At 72.3% G+C, this 17,101-nt stretch carries 13 protein-coding genes; 12 read left to right on the plus strand and 1 reads right to left on the minus strand.

Annotated features, from left to right (window positions below; translation table 11 throughout):
• Window positions 1-9: 9 nt before the first annotated feature.
• Window positions 10-987, plus strand: coding sequence for an ATP-binding cassette domain-containing protein (locus ACFWYS_RS23335; RefSeq protein WP_384772154.1), 978 nt, complete (start codon window positions 10-12; stop codon window positions 985-987).
• Window positions 984-1,778, plus strand: coding sequence for an ABC transporter permease (locus ACFWYS_RS23340; protein WP_384772156.1), 795 nt, complete (start codon window positions 984-986; stop codon window positions 1,776-1,778). Before ACFWYS_RS23335 ends, ACFWYS_RS23340 begins: the two co-directional genes overlap by 4 nt.
• On the opposite strand, the gene ACFWYS_RS23345 is transcribed toward ACFWYS_RS23340, so the two are convergent.
• Window positions 1,756-4,923 carry an ATP-binding protein gene (locus ACFWYS_RS23345; RefSeq protein WP_384772157.1) on the minus strand — a complete coding sequence of 1,056 codons (3,168 nt, stop codon included), beginning with the start codon at window positions 4,921-4,923 and terminating at the stop codon, window positions 1,756-1,758. The two genes, ACFWYS_RS23340 and ACFWYS_RS23345, sit on opposite strands and share 23 nt — an antisense overlap.
• A 130-nt stretch (window positions 4,924-5,053) precedes the next feature.
• On the opposite strand from ACFWYS_RS23345, the gene ACFWYS_RS23350 reads away from it, so the two are divergent.
• The 10 genes from ACFWYS_RS23350 (at window position 5,054) to ACFWYS_RS23395 (ending at window position 17,012) form a co-directional block, all read left to right on the plus strand.
• The gene (locus tag ACFWYS_RS23350; RefSeq protein WP_384772160.1) at window positions 5,054-6,880 is read left to right on the plus strand and encodes a gamma-glutamyltransferase family protein; all 1,827 of its coding nucleotides are present in this window, start codon (window positions 5,054-5,056) and stop codon (window positions 6,878-6,880) included.
• Window positions 6,881-7,043: 163 nt separating this feature from the next.
• On the plus strand, window positions 7,044-7,901 hold the full coding sequence (locus ACFWYS_RS23355; RefSeq protein ID WP_384772162.1) for an inositol monophosphatase family protein: 858 nt from the start codon (window positions 7,044-7,046) through the stop codon (window positions 7,899-7,901).
• A gap of 93 nt (window positions 7,902-7,994) precedes the next feature.
• Window positions 7,995-9,410: a phytoene desaturase family protein gene (locus ACFWYS_RS23360; RefSeq protein WP_384772428.1), complete on the plus strand. Its 1,416-nt coding sequence runs from the start codon at window positions 7,995-7,997 to the stop codon at window positions 9,408-9,410.
• Between the two features lie 145 nt (window positions 9,411-9,555).
• Window positions 9,556-10,593 (plus strand): SCO3242 family prenyltransferase, encoded by a 1,038-nt coding sequence (locus ACFWYS_RS23365; RefSeq protein WP_384772165.1) that lies wholly within the window; start codon window positions 9,556-9,558, stop codon window positions 10,591-10,593.
• Between the two features lie 33 nt (window positions 10,594-10,626).
• On the plus strand, window positions 10,627-11,565 hold the full coding sequence (locus ACFWYS_RS23370) for a sugar phosphate isomerase/epimerase family protein (protein ID WP_384772168.1): 939 nt from the start codon (window positions 10,627-10,629) through the stop codon (window positions 11,563-11,565).
• A 127-nt stretch (window positions 11,566-11,692) separates the two neighbouring features.
• Entirely contained in the window at window positions 11,693-12,379 is a 687-nt protein-coding gene (locus ACFWYS_RS23375; RefSeq protein ID WP_384772170.1) for an EboA domain-containing protein, read from the plus strand.
• A 2-nt stretch (window positions 12,380-12,381) separates the two neighbouring features.
• A complete protein-coding gene (locus tag ACFWYS_RS23380; RefSeq protein ID WP_272113273.1) occupies window positions 12,382-13,236 on the plus strand; it encodes a TatD family hydrolase in 855 nt (284 codons plus the stop codon).
• 7 nt (window positions 13,237-13,243) lie between these two features.
• Window positions 13,244-14,401 carry a metabolite traffic protein EboE gene (gene eboE / locus ACFWYS_RS23385; RefSeq protein ID WP_384772173.1) on the plus strand — a complete coding sequence of 386 codons (1,158 nt, stop codon included), beginning with the start codon at window positions 13,244-13,246 and terminating at the stop codon, window positions 14,399-14,401.
• The gene (locus tag ACFWYS_RS23390) at window positions 14,398-15,831 is read left to right on the plus strand and encodes an alkaline phosphatase family protein (protein ID WP_384772175.1); all 1,434 of its coding nucleotides are present in this window, start codon (window positions 14,398-14,400) and stop codon (window positions 15,829-15,831) included. Before eboE ends, ACFWYS_RS23390 begins: the two co-directional genes overlap by 4 nt.
• Window positions 15,828-17,012, plus strand: coding sequence for a cytochrome P450 (locus tag ACFWYS_RS23395; RefSeq protein WP_384772178.1), 1,185 nt, complete (start codon window positions 15,828-15,830; stop codon window positions 17,010-17,012). The genes ACFWYS_RS23390 and ACFWYS_RS23395 overlap by 4 nt, the downstream gene beginning before the upstream one ends.
• Window positions 17,013-17,101 lie beyond the last annotated feature (89 nt).

The following is a 17,101-nucleotide window of genomic DNA, read 5'->3' on the forward strand; positions in this document are numbered from 1 at the left end:
CTCTGCGGCATGACGACGAACCACGAACTCGCGATCGCGGCCACCGGGTTGCGCAAGGCCTACGGGGACAAGACCGTCCTCGACGGCATCGACATCCGCGTGCCGACCGGCACGGTCTTCTCCCTGCTCGGTCCGAACGGCGCGGGCAAGACCACGGCCGTCAACATCCTGTCCACCCTGATCTCCGCGGACGGCGGACAGGCCCGGATCGCCGGGCACGACCTCACCGCCGAGGCCCAGGCGGTACGGGCCGCCATCGGTGTCACGGGTCAGTTCTCCGCCGTCGACGGTCTGATCACCGGCGAGGAGAACATGTGGCTGATGGCCGACCTGCACCACCTCTCCAAGCGGGAGGGACGGCAGGTCACCGCCGAACTGCTGGAGCGTTTCGACCTGGTGGAGGCCGCGAAGAAGCCAGCCTCCACCTACTCGGGCGGTATGAAGCGCCGCCTGGACATCGCCATGACGCTGGTCGGCAGTCCGCGGATCATCTTCCTCGACGAACCGACCACCGGTCTGGACCCGCGCTCCCGGCACAACATGTGGCAGATCATCCGCGAGCTGGTCACGGGCGGCGTCACCGTCTTCCTCACCACCCAGTACCTGGAGGAGGCCGACGAACTGGCCGACCGCATCGCGGTGCTCAACGACGGCAAGCTCGTCGCCCAGGGCAGTGCCGAGGAGCTCAAGCGGCTCGTCCCCGGCGGCCATGTGCGGCTGCGGTTCTCCGACCCGGTGGCGTACGAACGGGCGGCGACCGCACTGCGCGAGACGACGCGGGACGACGAGTCGCTGTCGCTGCAGATCCCGAGCGGCGGAAGCCAGCGCGAGCTGCGCGCCATCCTCGACTGGCTCGACGCCGCGGGAATCGAGGCCGACGAGCTGTCCGTGCACACCCCCGACCTCGACGACGTCTTCTTCGCCCTGACCGGCAGCCCCGTACCCGCCCCGTCCCCGCAGACCACCCCCAAGGAGACCGTCCGATGAGCGCCGTCACCCATGCCTTCCGCGACAACCTCACCATGCTGCGGCGCAACCTCCTGCACGCCCGCCGCTACCCCTCCCTCACCCTCAACCTCCTCCTCAGCCCGGTCATCCTGCTGCTGCTCTTCGTGTACGTCTTCGGCGACGTGATGAGTGCCGGCATGAACGGCGGCACCGCGGACCGCGCCGACTACATCGCCTACGTGGTGCCCGGCATCCTCTTCATGACCATCGGCGGCATCGCGATCGGCACCGCGGTCTCCGTGGCCATGGACATGACCGAGGGCATCATGGCCCGGTTCCGCACCCTGGCGATCTCCCGCGCCTCCGTGCTGATCGGCCACGTGGCCGGCAGCGTGATCCAGTCGCTGATGGCCCTGGCCGTGGTGCTGGGCGTCGGCCTGGCCATCGGCTTCCGGCCCGACGCGTCGCCGCTGGAGTGGCTCGCGGCGGCGGGCCTGCTGACGCTGTTCAGCACGGCGCTGATCTGGCTCGCGGCCGGCATGGGCCTGGCGTCCCCCAACGCCGAGGGGGCCAGCAACGCCGCTCAGCCCCTGATGATCCTGCCGCTCCTGGGCAGCGCGTTCGTGCCGGTGGACGCCATGCCGGGCTGGTTCCGCTGGTTCGCCGAGTACCAGCCCTTCTCGCCCGCCATCGAGACTCTGCGGGGGCTGTTGATGGGCAGCGAGATCGGCACGAAGAACGCCCTCCTCACCCTCACCTGGTGCCTGGGCCTGACCCTGCTGGGCTACTGGTGGTCCAAGGCCCAGTTCAACCGTGAGCCCCGGAGTTGAGCTCCCGCAGGGCCGCTGCCCGCAGCTCGTCCCGCCCCAGGGCGGCGTACCTCGACCCCGCGTCGGCGTACGCCGCCCTGTCGGCCTGCTCGGCCGCCTGCCGGGACCGGACCGAGGAGAAGGTGGGGAACTCCCGCACCACCGGCATCCGTTCCGCCAGCGCCACCAGCCGCACGGCCGACGTATCGCCCCGGGCGAGCCCGGCGAAGCCGAGGGCGAGCAGGACCGTTCCGTACACCGGCAGCTCCACCGGAGCCCCGTCACCGGGGGAGCCGGGGGAGCCGGAAGAGCCGGACGACAGCATCTCCCGCAGCCGCTCCCGCAGTCGCTCGGACAGCTCGGCCACCGGCTCCAGTCGGCCGTGCTGGGCGTGCGCGGCGACCGCCGCCGACTCCATCCGGAGCAGCCACGTGTTCACGAACGGATCGCCTGCATGGCGCAGGCTGCCCTCCCGCATCCGCTCCACGGCCTGGCGCCACAACCCGAGCCCGACCTCCGTCAGTCCCCGGGCCAGCGCTATCTCCGCCCGGGCCGGCAGATCGGAAGTGAAGGCCTCGGCGTCCTCGGGCCGCCGGTCCAGCGCGGCGAGCCCCAGCCAGTACTCCGCCTCCTCGATCTCCCCGCGCTGCAGGCAGGCAAGGAGCAGCCCCCAGCGGACGCCGCCGGAGTCCAGCCAGTCACCGAACCCGCCGAGTGCGTCCAGCGCGGCCCGCAGGTGGTCGTACGCCTCCGCGCCCCGCTCGGACTGCAGGCACAGCTCGCTGATCCGTCCGTGGGTGAGCAGTTGGACGGCCGGATTGGCGAGCGGCGCCAGCGCGTCGAGCATCTGCCGGGCACACTGCAGGGCGCGCTCCGTCTGGTGCTCGGATTCCCATACGTAGCTGGCGACCCCGGCCGCCATGCCCGCCAGCATGGGCTCGTCGGCGGCGCAGAGCTCCTGCAGTCGCGCGTACTCCGGCGGCCGGATGTCCGGGACGGCACACAGCACGACGGCCATCGCCCGCATCAGGGTGTCCGGCGGGGCGGGCGGCAGCCGGCGCAGCGTGACCAGCTGGCGTACGGCGTGCGGGCCGAGGCCCATGAAGAGGCTGGCGGCGCACACGGTCGCCGCGCTGCGGGCCGGCTCCACGTCCTCGGGGTTCTCGGGGCCGGGGAGGAAATGAGACAGCGGCCCGCCGGTCTCGGTGGCGAGGGCGGCGAGGCGGGCGTAGTCGCTGCCGGTGGCCCACAACGACGACAGCACGGCGGTGACGGCGGCGGTGGTGGGTCCGTCGGCACGGGTCAGCGCGTGGCGCAGTGCCAGGACGAGGTTGTCCTGCTCGGCCCGGATGCGGTTCCAGGAGGGCATCGCGTCGCCGCGGAACAGCACATCATGGTGGGCTCGGCCGAAATCCCGGGCCCAGGACAGGAAACGGTCGGTCACCACCTCCTCCTCGCCCGCTTCCGACCGCCGGTCGGCGCTGAACTCCCGCAGCGTCTCCAGCATGCGGAAGCGCACCCCGGAAGGGCTGTCGTCCACCTTGATCAGGGACTGGCCGGCCAACTGCTCCAGCAGGCCCAGCGCATCCCCTGCCTCGCCGAGCACATACTGCGCCGCGTCTTCGGTGAAGCCGCCCGGGAACACCGACAGGGCCCGCATGGCCGTCCTGCCGTCGGGCTCCAGCAGATTCCAGCTCCACTCGACCACGGCCCGCAGTGTGCGATGCCGTTCGGGAGCATCGCGGGCACCGCCGCGCAGCAGGGTGAAGCGGTTCTGGAGCCGGCGGGAGATGTCGGCCACGGACAGCACCCGCACCCGGGCCGCGGCGAGTTCCACGGCCAGTGGCAGCCCGTCCAGGTGGCGGCAGATCTCGGCCACCTGGTCTGCGGGCAGTTCCACGCCGGGCCGGGCGGCCCGCGCGCGCTGCCCGAAGAGTTCGGCCGACGTCGCCGGGGACAGCTCCGGCAGCGCGTACACGGACTCCGAGGTCAGCCCCAATGGCGCCCGGCTGGTGGCCAGGACCCGCAGTCCCTTCGACCGCGACACCAGTGCCTGTACGAGATCGGCCGCGCCGCGGATCACGTGCTCGCAGTTGTCCAGCACCAGCAGGACGGGCCCCGAACCCAGCGCGGTGACGACGCGGGACGCCGCGTCCGCGGCGCCGGCGAACTGCCGCCCTTCCCCGGCGCCGACGGCCGAGGCCACCTCGTCGGCCACGTCGTCGTCGGCGATGACGCCGGCCAGGGTGACGAAGTGGACCACCGGCTGCTCGGCCGCGCGGCTCACCGCATGAGCGAGGCGGGTCTTTCCCAGCCCGCCAGGACCGATGACGCTGACCACCCGGACCTCGCGCAGCAGCCCCGCGACGGCGGCGATGTCGGCGTCCCGGCCCAGCAGCTGGTTCGGCTCGTGCGGCACGCCGTGACGGACCGGCGCGACATCCACGCTCAGCAACTCCTGGTACGCGGCCCTGAGTTCGGCGCCCGGATCGGTGCCCAGCTCATCGCGGAGCCGACGGCGGTAGGCGTCATAGCGGGTCAGCGCGGCAGCCCGGCCCGCGGCCACGGCCTCGCAACGCAGCAGCTGCGCCAGTACCTCCTCGTCGTGCGGCAGTTCGCGGGCCAGCTCGGCCAGCGGCGCCACGGCCTCCTCGCGCCGCCCCAGCCGGGCGAGCGCGAGCGCCCGCGACCGGACCAGCGAACGGAACGCCCGGACCCGGCCGACGCGCAGCGCGACCACCGGATCATGCAGGTCCTCGCCCGTGCCGGCGCCCGCGCTCCCGTCCCACAGCACCAGGCCCGCCTCGGCCTGTGCCAAGGCGCCTTCGTGATCGCCCGCCCTCGCGCGGTCGGCGCTCGCCGCCTGGTACAGCAGCAGCGCGGAGCTGTCGACCTGTGCCTCGTCGAGCGCGATGCGGTAGCCCGTCGGCGTGCTCACGATCAGATCGGCACCCAGTTGCGTCCTGAGCCGCGACACCAGGATCTGCACCGCCTTGGCCGGCCGCTCCGGCAGCTCCTCCCGCCACAGCCCCTCCACCAGCCGGCCCGTGCTGCAGCCGGTGCGCAGTTCCTCGGCGAGCAACGCCAACAGCCCGCGCAGCCGGGGCGCGGTGATCTCCCGCCCACGGCAGGCGACTCTGGACAGCAAGGCCAACTCGGTGGTCACACCCGAAGACTAGCCAGCGGGGCGTCGACGCGATGGACAACATGTTGACCGGTGTCTACCCGGGTGAGGTCTTCCCGACCGAGACTGGTCCAGGCACCCCGGAACCGTAGACAGCGAGGTCGAAGGCCCCATGTTCACCACCCGACCCACCCTCCAGGGCACCTTCGGCATGGTGTCCTCCACCCACTGGCTGGCCTCGCAGTCGGCGATGGCGGTGCTGGAGGGTGGTGGCAATGCCTACGACGCGGCCGTGGCGGGCGCCTTCGTGCTGCATGTCGTCGAGCCGCACCTCAACGGGCCCGCAGGCGAGGTGCCGATTCTGCTCGCGCCCGCCGGCGGTGAGGTGCGGGTGCTGTGCGGACAGGGCGTCGCACCGGCCGGGGCGACGGTCGCGCACTACAGGGCACTCGGCCTGGACCTCGTCCCCGGCACCGGCCCGCTCGCCGCCGCCGTGCCCGGTGCCTTCGACGCCTGGATGGTGCTGCTGCGGGACCACGGCACCCGTACGCCCGCCGAGGTGCTGCGGTACGCCATCGAGTACGCCGAACACGGGCACGCGCCCGTGGAGCGCGTCGGCGAGACCGTGGAGACCGTGCGGGAGCTGTTCGAGACGGAGTGGCCCTCGTCGGCGGAGGTGTATCTGCCGGGAGGCAAGGCACCCCGGCCAGGCGAGCTGCTGCGCAATCCCGCCCTCGCCGCCACCTGGAAGCGACTGCTCGACGAGGTCGCCGGGGCCGGGGACCGGATCGCGCAGATCGAGGCGGCGCGGGAGGTGTGGCGTACGGGATTCATCGCCGAGGCGCTCGTGCGGCAGGCTCAGCGGCGCACCATGGACACCAGCGGCGAGCGGCACTCCGGCACGCTCACGGCCGCCGACCTCGCCGGCTGGTCCGCGACCTACGAGGCGCCGGCGACGTACGACTGGAACGGCTGGACCCTGTGCAAGGCCGGCCCCTGGAGTCAGGGCCCCGTCCTCCTCCAGCAGCTGGCGCTGCTCCCGCCCGAGCTGCCCCGGTACGGGTCCGCCGAGTACGTCCATCTGCTGATCGAGGGCTGCAAGCTGGCCATGGCCGACCGGGAGGCCTGGTACGGCGACGCGGCCGAGGTGCCGCTCGCCGAGCTGCTGTCCGACGAGTACAACGCGGCCCGTCGGGAGCTGGTCGGCGAGAAGGCCTCCCACGAGCTGCGGCCGGGCAACCCGGGCGGCCGTGCCCCGCGAATGTGCGCCCACGCGCGCGTGGCCGCCGTCGGCGAGCCCGGCTTCGACGCGCTGGGCGCCGGGGAGCCGACGGTCGCCAAGCGCCCGTCCTCGCCGGTGCCGGGCGAGCCCGACGTCTGCGCCGACGGCGGCACCCGCGGCGACACCTGCCACCTCGACGTCGTCGACCGCTGGGGCAACATGGTCGCGGCCACCCCCAGCGGCGGCTGGCTCCAGTCCAACCCCGTCGTGCCCGAACTGGGCTTCCCGCTCGGCACGCGGCTGCAGATGACCTGGCTGGAGGAGGGCCTGCCGAACTCCCTGGCCCCCGGCCGCCGCCCCCGCACCACGCTCACGCCCTCCATCGCCCTGCGCGACGGCGTGCCCGTGCTGGCCTTCGGCACGCCCGGCGGTGACCAGCAGGACCAGTGGCAGCTGCACTTCTTCCTGGCCGTGGCGCTGCGCGACCGGGTCCGCGGCGGCCTCGACCTCCAGGGCGCGATCGACGCCCCGAACTGGCACAACGACAGCTTCCCGGGCTCCTTCTACCCGCGCGGGATGCGGCCGGGCAGTGTCACCGTCGAGGCCCGGACGGACGCGGAGGTGGTGGAGGAGCTGCGGCGGCGTGGTCATGAGGTGACCGTCGGTGACGACTGGTCGGAGGGACGGCTGTGCGCGGTCGCGCGGGACCCGGAGACCGGTGTCCTGTCGGCGGCGGCGAACCCGCGGGGGATGCAGGGATACGCGGTCGGGCGCTGAGGACCGAGGGGGCCGGGCTCGGGGCTGAGCGCTTGCAGACTGCGGTCGAGTATCGGCTGCAACGCCCTGACCTGCTGGTTCGCGCCCCTCATGTTCACGCCGATGCCATCCGGCGGCCACCCGGCGGGCAGGGATTGTCAGTGGGGCGTGTTCTCATTGACACGTGATCGAATACAACGAAACCAACGACGAGTTTCTCGCACTGCACTCGTTTCTCGCACAGCACTCGGCCGACGTGGAGGAAGCCGTCCGCAAGGCGGCCGCGGCCGAGATCATGCCGCGCTTCCGGCAGCTCGACCTGCACGAGGTCGACCAGAAGAGCGGACCGCACGACCTGGTGACCGACGCCGACCGGCTCGCCGAGCTGTACCTCACCGAGACGCTCGGCGCCCTCCTGCCCGGCTCGGTCGTGGTCGGTGAGGAGGCGGTCCACGCCAGCCCGGCGACCTACGACGCGATACGGGGCGACGCCCCGGTCTGGATCGTCGACCCCGTCGACGGCACCCGCCAGTTCGTGCACGGCGACGACGGCTTCTGCACCCTGGTCGCCCTCGCACAGCGCGGCGTGGTGCTCGCCTCCTGGACCTACGCCGCCGCCCGCGATCAACTGGCCACGGCGATCCGGGGCCAGGGCGCCTTCCTCGACGGCGAACGCCTGCACGCGGGCGCGCCGGAGGCCGGCCGGGACCTCGAAGTCGCCACGTCCCACCCGGACTACACGACCGACGACCAGAAGCTCGCCCTGCGCGGACTGTGGACCGACGGCGTCGCACCGCGCGCGTGCGGCTCGGCGGGCCTGGAGTATCTCGCCGTCGCCCGGGGCGAGTTGGACGCGACAGCGTTCTCCTGGGAGGCCGCCTGGGATCACGCGGCGGGCATCCTCCTGGTCGAGGAGGCGGGCGGCGCACACCTGACCCACACGGGGGAGCCGTTCCGTATCACCGGGGGCAACGCACTTCCGTTCACGGCGGCGCGGGACGCCGCCACGGCCCGACGGGTGGCGGGACTGCTGCGGCACTAGGCGACGCAGGCCGCACCTCTCCTGTGTCAGTGCCCGGGCATATCCTGATCCTTCAAGGCCATCGGCTGACGAAGGAGTCCGAAGGTGCCGTCGATGCTCGATGCGGTCGTGGTGGGTGCGGGGCCGAACGGACTGACCGCTGCCGTGGAGCTGGCCCGCCGCGGCTTCTCCGTGGCCGTGTTCGAGGCGCGTGACACCGTCGGTGGCGGAGCCCGCACCGAGGAACTCACCCTCCCCGGCTTCCGGCACGACCCGTGCTCCGCCGCACACCCCCTCGGCATCAACTCTCCCGCGTTCCGCGCCATGCCGCTCGACCGCTACGGCCTGGAGTGGCTGCACGCCGAGCTGCCCATGGCACACCCCTTCACCGACGGCAGCGCCGCCGTGCTGTCCCGGTCCGTCGCCGAGACCGCCGCCTCCTTCGGCCCGCGCGACGCCGGGACGTACCGCAGGCTGGTCGAGCCGTTCCTGCCGAAGTGGGACACGCTGGCCCGTGACTTCATGTCCCTGCCCCTGACCGCGCTCCCGCGCGACCCGGTCACCCTCGCCCGCTTCGGCCTCGCCGGTCTGCCCCCGTCGACCTGGCTGACACGCCGCTTCCACGACGAGCCGGCCAAGACCCTGTTCTCCGGCCTCGTCGGCCACGTCATGGCCCCGCTGGGCGGCTTCGCCACCGGCGCCATCGGCCTGGTCTTCGCCCTCGCCGCGCACGCCCGCGGCTGGCCCCTGGCCCGCGGCGGCTCCCAGTCCATCTCCGACGCCCTCACCGCGTATCTGAAGGACCTCGGCGGCGCCGTCCACACCGACTACGAGGTCAAGCGGCTCGACGACCTGCCGCCCGCGCGCGCGTACATCTTCGACACCTCGCCCACCGCCCTGGCCCGCATCGCCGGATTCGGCCGGTACTACGAGGGCTATCGCTACGGCGCCGCCGCGTTCAAGGTCGACTACGCACTGGACGGCCCGGTGCCCTGGACCGCCCCGGAGGCCCGGCGGGCCGGCACCGTGCAGATCGCCGGGAACAGCGCGGAGATCGGCGCCGCGCTGCATGCCGCGTCCCGGGAGGGCCGGGCGCCCGACAGGCCGTTCATGATCACGGTGCAGCCCAGCGTCGTCGACCCCGGCCGGGCGCCCGAGGGCAAGCACGTCTTCTGGGCGTACGGCCATGTGCCCAACGGCTGGACCGGAGACCTCACGGACGTCCTCGAACGCCAACTGGAGCGCTTCGCCCCGGGGTTCCGCGACCGCGTCCTCGCCCGCGCCACGGCCGGACCGGCCGAACTCGCGGCCCGCAACGCGAACTACGTCGGCGGCGACATCGCCTCCGGCGCGGCCTCCGGGCTCCAACTCCTGCTGCGCCCCAAGCTGTCGCTCTTCCCGTACTCCACCCCGCACCCGGCGGTCTTCATCTGCTCGTCGGCGACCCCGCCCGGCCCGGGCGTGCACGGCATGTCGGGGCACAACGCGGCTAAGGCGGTGTGGCGGCGGCTGCGGCAGCAGCAGCCGTGAAACAGCTCATGTGAGGCTGCTCAAACGACCCATGTTTACCGTCAGTCCGGGCCTCGCGGTAAGAAAAAACCGTGTCTACTTTGTCACTTGTTTTGTCAGGTGCTAGGTACCTGAATGCTTAACTGCCGCGAAGTATGGTGCGGGCATGAAAGATCGGAAAGCGGTTGCTCGCCTCGGATCCCGGTCTGCCGTGCGCCTCGCCGACCTCGCCCAGCTCGTCAGGGCGCCGGCCGCGCTGAGTGTCCCCGGTGACGTGATCGCGGGAGCGGCCGCAGCCGGACGCCCGCTGGGCGCCCGTACCTTCGGAGTGATCGGTTCCTCCGTCTGCCTCTACTGGGCCGGCATGGCCCTCAACGACTACGCCGACGCGGCGGTCGACGCCGTCGAGCGGCCCGAACGGCCGGTGCCTTCCGGGCGCGTCCCGCGCCGCGCCGCTCTTGCTGTGGCCGGGGGGCTGACCGTGGCGGGGCTGGGTCTCGCGGCTGCCGCAGGCGGTCGGCGCAGTGTGTTCGCCGCGGTGCCGCTGGCCGGAGCGGTCTGGGCGTACGACCTGAAACTCAAGTCCACCCCGGCGGGTGGAGTCGCCATGGCGGGGGCGCGGGTTCTGGACGTGCTGGCCGGAGCGGTGGTTCCCGGCCCGGGGGCCGCATCGTCCGGGGAGGCGCTGCGTCGCGCCGCCGCACCTGCCGCGCTCACCGGGATCCACACCTACACCTTGATGGCGCTCAGCCGGCACGAGATCGCGGGCGCGCCAGCCCGGGTTCCGGCCACGACCCTTGCCGTGTCGGCGGCGACGGCGATTGCAACGGCTGTTCCCCTCGTCCGAGCCGACGCAGGAAGTGCCGCGCAGGGCCGTGGGCCGTCAGCTGCGCCGTCGTGGCTGGTCGCGCAGTTCCCCGCGCCCCTGAAGGGCGCTGTCGGAACCGTCGCCGAAAAGTTCCGGCCCGCTGTCACCGCCGCCGCGGCCGTCGCCTACCTCGGTACCTACGGCACCGCCCAGGTCCGCGCCGTTCAGGAGCCCTCGGGGGAGAATCTGCGGCGGGCCGTCGGGGCCGGGATTCTGGGGCTGTTGCCGCTTCAGGCGGCGCTGACCGCGCGGGGCGGGGCGCCTGCCGTCGCCGCCGCGCTCGGTGTTGTCCATCCCCTCGCGCGACGGCTGGCCCGGCGCATATCGCCCACCTGAGACCCACCCACCTCCGTGTGAGGAACCGGCACCATGAGACCTCCCCCCACCCCCCTCAAGTTCGGCTACGGCACCAATGGCTTCACCCACCATCGGCTGTCCGACGTCCTGAGCGTCCTCGCCGACCTCGGCTACGACGGCGTCGCGCTCACCCTCGACCACAACCACCTCGACCCGTACGCCGACGACCTGCCCCGGCGCGTCACCGCGCTCGCCCGGCAGCTCGGGCGGCATGGTCTGGACGTCACGGTGGAGACCGGCGCGCCCTACTTCCTCGACCCCTGGGGCAAGCATCTGCCCACGCTGATGTCGGACGGCTCCGAGCTCAGGATCGACCTGCTGCGCCGCGCCCTGCGCATCGCGGCCGACCTCGGCTCGCCCACCGTCCATCTGTGCAGTGGTCCGGCGCCGGGCGCACTGCCGGAGGCGGAGGCGTGGAAGCGGCTCGCGGCCGGTGTCCGGACCGTGCTGGAGACGGCCGAGAAGTACGGGGTGGCGCTCGCCTTCGAGCCGGAGCCGTACATGTTTGTCGACACCGTCGAGCGCTGTCTGGAGCTGGCCCGACTGGTCGGCGGGCATGAGCTGTTCGGGATCACCCTGGACATCGGTCACGCGCACTGCGTGGAGGAGCGTCCCGTACTCGACTGCGTGCGTCTCGCGGCGCCGATGCTGCGCAACGTGCAGATCGAGGACATGCGGCGCGGCGTCCACCAGCATCTCGAATTCGGCGCCGGTGAGATCGACTTCCCGCCCGTGCTGGCCGCCCTGCGCCAGCTCGGGCACCGCGGTCTGGTCTCCGTCGAGATCCAGGGCGGCTCCCTCGACGCGCCCGACATCGCCCGCCGCTCGATCGAGTTCCTGCGGACGGCGGCCGCACAGACCGCTGTGCCCGTCCAGACCGCTGTGCCTGGCCAGACCACTACTGCCGTAGAGACTCCCGAGGCCGTGGGGAACCCCGCGGCCGCCGTGTAAAACCTGCCGCAGCCCTTCGCATCCGCGCGGCTGTTCTGGCACCCCCACCTTCCCCACCTGCCCCACCTTCCTCCCCCCCTCGCCCAACCCCTCCCACCTCCCCGGAAGTTGCTCCCCCATGGCTGTGATGACCGCGTCTCAACCGGCTCCGGCAGATCCCCGCCCTGGCCTGGCCGCCGTACTGGACACAACGGCCCGCACCTGGCTGGACGAGAGTGCCGCCCAGGTCGCCGCCGAACCCGCCGCCGTACGGCGTCTCTTTCCCGCCGCCCGAAGGCGCTGCGGACACGGCCCGCTCACCGATTACTGGACGGTCGACGAGGCCGCCCGGGCCGTTCTGCTCACCGCGCTGCCCCTGAGCGGTGAGGCCCTCGCCGACGAGGTCGGCCGCCTGCACCGGCATGGCGACCCGGCCGAACAGCGTGCGGTGCTCCGTACCCTGCCGCTGCTCGACCTCGGCGACCTCGCCCTGCCGCTCGTCAGGGAGACCCTGCGCGGCAACGACACCACCCTGATCGAGGCCGCCCTCGGTCCCTACGCCGCCGCCCACCTACCGGACGCCGAGTACCGCCAGGCCGTACTGAAGTGCGTCTTCTGCGAGATCCCGCTCGACCGCGTCGCCGGCCTCGGCACCCGGGCCGACCGCGAACTGGCCCGTATGCTCGCCGACTTCGCCCATGAGCGGATCGTCGCGGGACGGGCCGTACCCCAGGACATCCGGCCCGTCGTCCGTGCCTTTCCGGACGTCATCGGCGCCGAACTCAAGCCCGCACTCATGGACGTAGTCGCGGACGTACTCAAGGAAGAGGACTGACCGTGCGCATCTTCGACCCCCATATCCACATGACCTCCCGAACGACCGACGACTACGAGGCGATGTACGCGGCCGGGGTGCGTGCCGTCGTGGAGCCCGCCTTCTGGCTGGGGCAGCCCCGGACTTCGCCCGAGAGCTTCTACGACTACTTCGACGGGCTGCTGGGCTGGGAGCCGCACCGGGCCGCCCAGTTCGGCATCCAGCACTTCTGCACGATCGCGCTCAACCCGAAGGAGGCGAACGACCCGCGCTGCCTCCCGGTCCTGGACGAACTGGATCGCTATCTCGCCAAGGACCGCGTCGTCGCCGTCGGGGAGATCGGCTACGACTCGATGACCCCGGAGGAGGACGAGGCGCTCGCCCGTCAGCTCCAGCTCGCGATCGAGCACGAGCTGCCCGCCCTGGTGCACACCCCGCACCGCGACAAGGCGACCGGCACCCGGCGCACCCTCGATGTCGTACGGGAGTCGGGCATCGCCCCCGAGCTCGTCGTCCTCGACCACCTCAACGAGCTCACCGTCGGCATGGTCCTCGACAGCGGCTGCTGGGCCGGGTTCTCGATCTACCCGAAGACCAAGATGAGCGAGGACCGGATGGTCGAGATCCTCCGCGAGCACGGGACCGAGCGGGTCCTCGTCAACTCCGCCGCTGACTGGGGGCGTTCCGATCCGTTGAAGACACGGAAGACCGCCGACGCCATGCTCGCCGCCGGGTTCGACGACGATGACGTCGACCGGGTGCTGTGGCGCAATCCCGTCGCCTTCTACGGGCAGAGCGGACGCCTTGAGCTGGAAGAGCCCAAGCCGGACGAGGCGGCCACCTTCCAGGGGAACTCCATACGGCGCGGGGGAGCGTGAGCATGCCATGCGGTTTCAGCACCCCGACGGCACCACCGTCCACCTCGGCTACTGCAGCAACGTCCATCAGGCGGAGGACCTCCAGGGCGTGATCGCCCAGCTCGCCGACCACGCCGAGCCCGTGCGTGAGCGCCTCGGCGTAGACCGGCTCGGCATCGGGCTGTGGCTGGCGCAGCCCGTGGTCAGCGAACTCGCCGACGACGAGGGCGCGTTGGAGCGCCTCAAGGCCGAGCTGCGGGCGCGCGGGCTGGAGACCGTCACCCTCAACGCCTTTCCGTACGCCGGCTTCCACCGCGAGGTCGTCAAGAAGGACGTGTACCTGCCCGACTGGGCCGACGAGGCCCGGCTGAAGTACACCCTGGACTGCGCCCGGGTCCTCGCCGCCCTCCTCCCGGACGACGTCGGCCACGGCAGTGTCTCCACCCTGCCGCTCGCCTGGCGTACCCCGTGGCACCGCGCCTGCGCCGAGGAGGCCCGCCGTGCCCTGGACCGGCTGACCGCCGGGCTCGCCGCCCTCGAAGCGTGGACGGGCCGCCGTATCCGCGTCGGTTTCGAGCCGGAACCCGGGTGCGTCGTGGAGACCACCACCCAGGCGGTACGTGAACTGGGCGGACTGGATCCCGACCGGCTCGGGATCTGTCTCGACGCCTGCCATCTCGCCGTGCAGTTCGAGGAACCGGCCGAGGCGCTGCGGCGGCTCGCGGAGGCCGGGCTGCCCGTGGTCAAGCTCCAGGCGTCCTGTGCCGTGGAGGCCGAGCGGCCCGGTGATCCCGCCGCGCGTGCGGCCCTGCACCGGCTTGCCGAACCCCGGTTCCTGCACCAGACCCGTACGGTGACCGACGGTGGTGTCCTCGGGGTCGACGACCTCCCCGACGCCCTCGACGGTGGGCTGCCCGCCGACGGCGGCCCCTGGCGCGTCCACTTCCACGCCCCGCTGCACACACAGCCCGAGCCCCCGCTGCGTACCACCGCCGGTCAGCTGGACCAGGTCCTCGCCGGGCTGCTCGGCGGGGCCTCGGCCCACTGCGCACACATCGAGGTCGAGACCTACACCTGGTCCGTCCTGCCCGAACCGCCCGCCGACCTGCCCGGCGGTATCGCCGCCGAACTCGCCTGGGCCCGTGACCGGCTGACCGGTCTCGGCCTCAAGGAGGACCCCTCATGAACCGCGTGGTCGTACTCGACATCGTCGGCCTGACCCCGAAGCTCCTCAAGCACATGCCCGCCGTGGCCGCCCTCGGCGAGCGCGGCTTCCAGGCCCGGCTCGACACCGTGCTGCCCGCCGTGACCTGCACCGTCCAGTCCACCCTGCTCACCGGTGAGCCGCCGTCCACGCACGGCGCCGTCGCCAACGGCTGGTACTTCCGCGACCTCGGTGAGGTCATGCTGTGGCGCCAGCACAACGCGCTCGTCGGCGGCGAGAAGATCTGGGAGACGGCCCGCAAGACCGACCCCGACTACAAGGTCGCCAACGTCTGCTGGTGGTACGCGATGGGCGCCGACGTCGACTGGACGGTCACCCCGCGCCCCATCTACTACTCCGACGGCGCCAAGGAACCCGACTGCTACACCTGGCCGCCCGCCCTGCACGACGAACTCGTGGACCGGCTCGGCCCGTTCCCCCTCTTCACCTACTGGGGCCCCAACGCGGGCATGCCCTCCACCCAGTGGATCCTGGGCGCCGCCCGCCAGATCTTCGACGAGAAGCGCCCCGACCTCACCCTCGTCTACATCCCGCAGATGGACTACGAGCCCCAGCGCTCCGGCCCCGACTCGGCCGCGACCATCCGGGCGGCCCGCCAACTGGACGACGCCCTGCGCCCGTTGCTCGACCACTTCCGGCGCGAGGGCGCGACCGTCGTGGCGCTCAGCGAGTACGGCATCACCCCGGTCTCCCGCCCCGTCGACATCAACCGCGCCCTGCGCCGGGCCGGGCTGCTGGAGGTGTACACCCAGGACGGCATGGAGTACCTCGACCCGTGGACATCGCGCGCCTTCGCGGTCGCCGACCACCAGGTCGCCCATGTGTACGTCCGCGACCCGGCCGACACCGAGGCCGTCGCGAAGCTCGTCGGTGAACTCGACGGCGTGGAGCGGGTGTTGGACGCGGACGGCAAGGCGGCGCACGGCCTGGACCACGAACGCTCCGGCGAACTCGTCGCACTCGCCGACCCGGACGCCTGGTTCACGTACTACTACTGGCTGGACGACGCACGCGCCCCCGACTTCGCCCGCCAGGTCGAGATCCACCGCAAGCCCGGCTACGACCCCGCCGAATTGCTCTACGACGAGACGGTCCCGGCCGTGAAGCTGCGCGCCGTCGGCCAGGTCGCCCGCAAGAAGCTCGGCTTCCGTTACCGCCTCAAGACGGTCCCGCTGGACCCGTCCGGCGTCCGCGGCAGCCACGGCCGGCTGCCCGCCGACCCCGACCACGGCCCCGTACTGCTGTGCTCGGAGCCGGACGGGGCGAGGGACGCGTACGCCGCCACGGAGGTCAAGTCGCTGCTGCTGGACCTCGCGGGCCTGACCGACGAAGGACCGGAAGGAACCGAAGGAACCGAAGGAACCGAAGGAACAGAAGGTACGGCGATATGACGACCCACCCGGCCCTCCCCACCATCCGCCCCCTGCTGGACCCGGCACCCGAGTACGCCAAGTGGCAGGCCGAGGAGCCGATCCGCCGGGTGACGATCTGGGGCGACAACAGCCCCTGGCTGGTCACCGGTCACGAGGACGCCCGCACGGTCCTCGCGGACCCCCGCTTCAGCGCGGACGCCAACCACCCGAACTTCCCTCACACCCGCCCCGGCGCGCCGCCGCAGGCGCCCGGCCTCTTCCACCAGATGGACCCGCCGGACCACACCCGGCTGCGCCGCATGCTGATCCCCGACTTCACCTTCCGGCGCATCGAGCGGATGGAGGGCGCCGTCCAGCGGATCTGCGACGACCTGCTGGACGCGATGACGGACGGCGGCGCGACGGAGGCGGACCTGGTCGCGGCGTACGCGCTGCCGCTGCCCACCCTGGCCGTCTGCGAGTTGCTCGGCGTCCCCTACGAGGACCACGGCTTCTTCCGGGAGAAGTCCAACGCCCTCACCAGCGTCGCCGGCGACCCGGCCGAGGCCATGTCCGCCCGTGTGGCGCTCTACGGCTATCTGCGCGCCCTCATCGAGCGGCGCGCGCAGGAGCCCGCCGACGATCTGATCTCCCGGCTGGCCACCGAGCGCGTGGCGACCGGCGAGGCCACCCTCGACGAGGCCACGGGCATGGTCTCGCTGCTTCTGCTGGCGGGCCACGAGACGACGGCGAACATGTTCCCGCTCGCCGTGATCGCCCTGCTCCACAACCCGGCCCAGCTCGACGCACTGCGCGCCGACGACTCCCTGTGGCCCGGGGCGGTGGAGGAACTCCTGCGCCATCTGACCGTCATCCACTCCGGGATACGGCGGGTCGCCACGGAGGACGTCGAGCTGTCCGGGGTGCGGATCCGCGCCGGGGAGGGCGTGGTGGTGGCGTTGCAGTCCGCCAACCGCGACCCGTCGACGTATGCCGACCCGGACACCCTGGACGTGCGCCGTGACGCGGCCGGTCACCTCGCCTTCGGCCACGGCCTGCACCAGTGCCTCGGCCAGTCGCTGGCCCGCACCGAGCTCCGCCTCGGCCTGTCCGCCCTGTTCCGCAGGCTCCCGACGCTGCGGATGACGGCCCCGCCGGAGTCGCTGGCCCTGTCCACGAGCACGGTGCACGGGGTGCGCTCACTGCCCGTCGCCTGGTGATCAACCTTCCGTGACGCACGATGGCCCGCCCCCGTGGGCCGAACTGAAATTCCCGGAAGGAGAGGGATAATTGGCCCAGGGGGCGTGCA

The sequence above is a fragment of the Streptomyces sp. NPDC059010 genome (assembly GCF_042740355.1).
Lineage (GTDB): Bacteria > Actinomycetota > Actinomycetes > Streptomycetales > Streptomycetaceae > Streptomyces.

Coding starts and splice junctions, on each gene's coding strand:
- ACFWYS_RS23365 (WP_384772165.1), top strand. CDS start 9,556: ATGAAAGATCGGAAAGCGGTTGCTCGCCTCGGATCCCGGTCTGCCGTG.
- ACFWYS_RS23350 (WP_384772160.1), top strand. CDS start 5,054: ATGTTCACCACCCGACCCACCCTCCAGGGCACCTTCGGCATGGTGTCC.
- ACFWYS_RS23395 (WP_384772178.1), top strand. CDS start 15,828: ATGACGACCCACCCGGCCCTCCCCACCATCCGCCCCCTGCTGGACCCG.
- eboE (WP_384772173.1), top strand. CDS start 13,244: ATGCGGTTTCAGCACCCCGACGGCACCACCGTCCACCTCGGCTACTGC.
- ACFWYS_RS23375 (WP_384772170.1), top strand. CDS start 11,693: ATGACCGCGTCTCAACCGGCTCCGGCAGATCCCCGCCCTGGCCTGGCC.
- ACFWYS_RS23390 (WP_384772175.1), top strand. CDS start 14,398: ATGAACCGCGTGGTCGTACTCGACATCGTCGGCCTGACCCCGAAGCTC.
- ACFWYS_RS23335 (WP_384772154.1), top strand. CDS start 10: ATGACGACGAACCACGAACTCGCGATCGCGGCCACCGGGTTGCGCAAG.
- ACFWYS_RS23360 (WP_384772428.1), top strand. CDS start 7,995: ATGCTCGATGCGGTCGTGGTGGGTGCGGGGCCGAACGGACTGACCGCT.
- ACFWYS_RS23370 (WP_384772168.1), top strand. CDS start 10,627: ATGAGACCTCCCCCCACCCCCCTCAAGTTCGGCTACGGCACCAATGGC.
- ACFWYS_RS23340 (WP_384772156.1), top strand. CDS start 984: ATGAGCGCCGTCACCCATGCCTTCCGCGACAACCTCACCATGCTGCGG.